The sequence below is a fragment of the Dietzia sp. CW19 genome, from assembly GCF_014145265.1.
Lineage (GTDB): Bacteria > Actinomycetota > Actinomycetes > Mycobacteriales > Mycobacteriaceae > Dietzia > Dietzia natronolimnaea.
Genome location: NZ_JAALEE010000072.1, coordinates 1 through 2,080, shown reverse-complemented (window position 1 = coordinate 2,080; position 2,080 = coordinate 1). Strand labels below are relative to the sequence as shown.

The following is a 2,080-nucleotide window of genomic DNA, read 5'->3' as shown; positions in this document are numbered from 1 at the left end:
TTGGCGGGAGGCGTTCCGTCTGCCCTCGATGGACCGCGAGGCCGTGGCCAGGGAGATGGACCGGACCATCGAGGGCGTCGACCACCTCGACGCGGCCCTGGCCCGGGGACGCGGGGTGATCGTGGCCCTCCCGCACTCGGCCAACTGGGATCTCGGCGGGACATGGCTGGCGCGGCGGTACGGCACCTTCGCCACGGTCGCCGAGAGGTTGCAGCCGGAATCCCTCTATCAGCGCTTCCTCGAGTACCGGGAGAGCCTGGGATTCACCATCTATCCGCACACCGGTGGCGCCACGCCGCCGCTCGAGGCACTCCGCGAGTTCCTCCGCGGGGGCGGCATCGTGTGCCTGCCCGGCGAACGGGACCTGCGTCGGACCGGCGTCCCGGTGACCTTCTTCGGTGAGACCACCCGGATGCCCGCAGGGGCTGCCAGGCTCGCCGTGGAGACCGGCGCGCCGTTCCTCGTGGCGCAGTTCTGGTATTCCGACGAGGAGACGATGCGGGTGCGGATCACCCCGCCCATCGACGTCTCCGGCGGAGTGGAGGCGGCCGTGCAGGCGATGGCCGACCTCTTCGCCGAAGGGATCGCCCGTCACCCGGCGGACTGGCACATGCTCCAACCCCTGTGGCTGGCCGACCTGTCCGCCGACCGTCGCGCGCGGATCGAGGGCTGATCGACTCGTGCGCATCGGCATGATCTGCCCCTACTCCTTCGATGCGCCGGGCGGCGTCCAGGCCCATGTGGTGGATCTGACCGAGGAGTTGCGTCGGCGCGGCCACTCGGTCCGGGTGCTCGCCCCCGGCCGCCCCGAGAACGCACCGGTCTCCGGGATGACGCTGACCGGCCCGGGGGTCCCGATCCCGTACAACGGGTCCGTGGCCCGGTTGAGCTTCGGACCCGCGGCCTGGCGGACCACCCGTCACTGGTTGCGCAGCGATCCGCTGGACGTGTTGCACATCCACGAACCCAACGCGCCGGGAGTCGGGATGTTCGCCCTGGCCATGTCCTCGGGACCCATCACGGCCACCTTCCACACATCCACCTCCGGCTCGATGATCCTCGGTGCCGCGGACGGCGCCCTCGCACCGCTCCTGGAGAAGATCCGCGGTCGGATCGCGGTGTCGACCCTCGCCCGGCGATGGCAGATGGAGGCCCTCGGGTCCGGCGCGGTGGAGATCCCCAACGGCGTGGACGTCGGCGCGTTCCGCGGGGTCGACGCGACGGCCGAGCGATCCGGTTCACCCACCGTGGCCTTCCTCGGGCGTTACGACGAACCGCGCAAGGGTATGGACGTTCTGGTCTCCGCACTCCCGGCCGTGCTGGAGGCCGTGCCCGACCTCCGGTTACGGATCATGGGGGACGGCGACGAGCGGGCACTGCGGGACCGGTTGCCGTCGGGCCTCGACGTGGACTTCCTCGGTCGGGTCGACGACACCCGCAAGGCCGCGGTGCTCGCGGCCGCGGACGTCTACTGCGCACCCAACACGGGTGGGGAGAGTTTCGGCATCGTCCTGGTGGAGGCGATGGCGGCCGGGACGGCCGTGGTGGCCTCCGATCTCGACGCGTTCCGCCGGGTCCTGGGAGACGGGGACTGTGGTGAACTCGCACCGGTGGGGGACCCCGGTGGCCTGGCCGCCGCCCTCGTCCGCGTGCTCGGCGACGACGGACACAGAGCCGATCTCTGCGCGCGCGCCTCCGAGGCGGTCCGGGAGTTCGACTGGCCGGTCGTGGCGGAGCGGGTGATCCGCGTGTACGAGACCGTCCGTGGACCGGGGGAGACCATTCGTGTCCGCTGAAGTGATCCTCGTCGTCGTCGCACTGGTCATCCTGGCGGTGACCGCCCTGCTCGCCGCCTACCTCACCGCACATCGTCTCGACAGGCTCCACATCCGGACGGATCTCGCCCGAGCCGCACTGATCGGCGCCCTGGAACGCCGCCACACGGTGACAGCCGCGATCGTCGCGGAGCTGGGCGGACGGGACCCTGCATCGGCGCAGCGGTTGTCGCACGCCCTGGCGCTGGCCCGCGCCCATCCGACCGACTCGGTCACCGGGACCGACCCCCGGCCCGACCCGGACC

2 protein-coding genes and 1 pseudogene are annotated in these 2,080 nt (G+C 71.6%); all 3 read left to right on the top strand.

The genetic code is table 11. From position 1 onward, the window contains the following. Nucleotides 1-673 (top strand): phosphatidylinositol mannoside acyltransferase (locus tag G6021_RS02615; protein ID WP_241732665.1); only part of this gene is annotated, 673 nt, incomplete at its 5' end. A 7-nt stretch (nucleotides 674-680) separates the two neighbouring features. Next, a complete protein-coding gene (locus G6021_RS02610) occupies nucleotides 681-1,796 on the top strand; it encodes a glycosyltransferase family 4 protein (RefSeq protein WP_182610600.1) in 1,116 nt (371 codons plus the stop codon). Then, a pseudogene (locus tag G6021_RS02605) lies at nucleotides 1,786-2,080 on the top strand (NUDIX hydrolase); the annotation flags it as partial. The gene G6021_RS02610 and the pseudogene G6021_RS02605, both read left to right, overlap by 11 nt.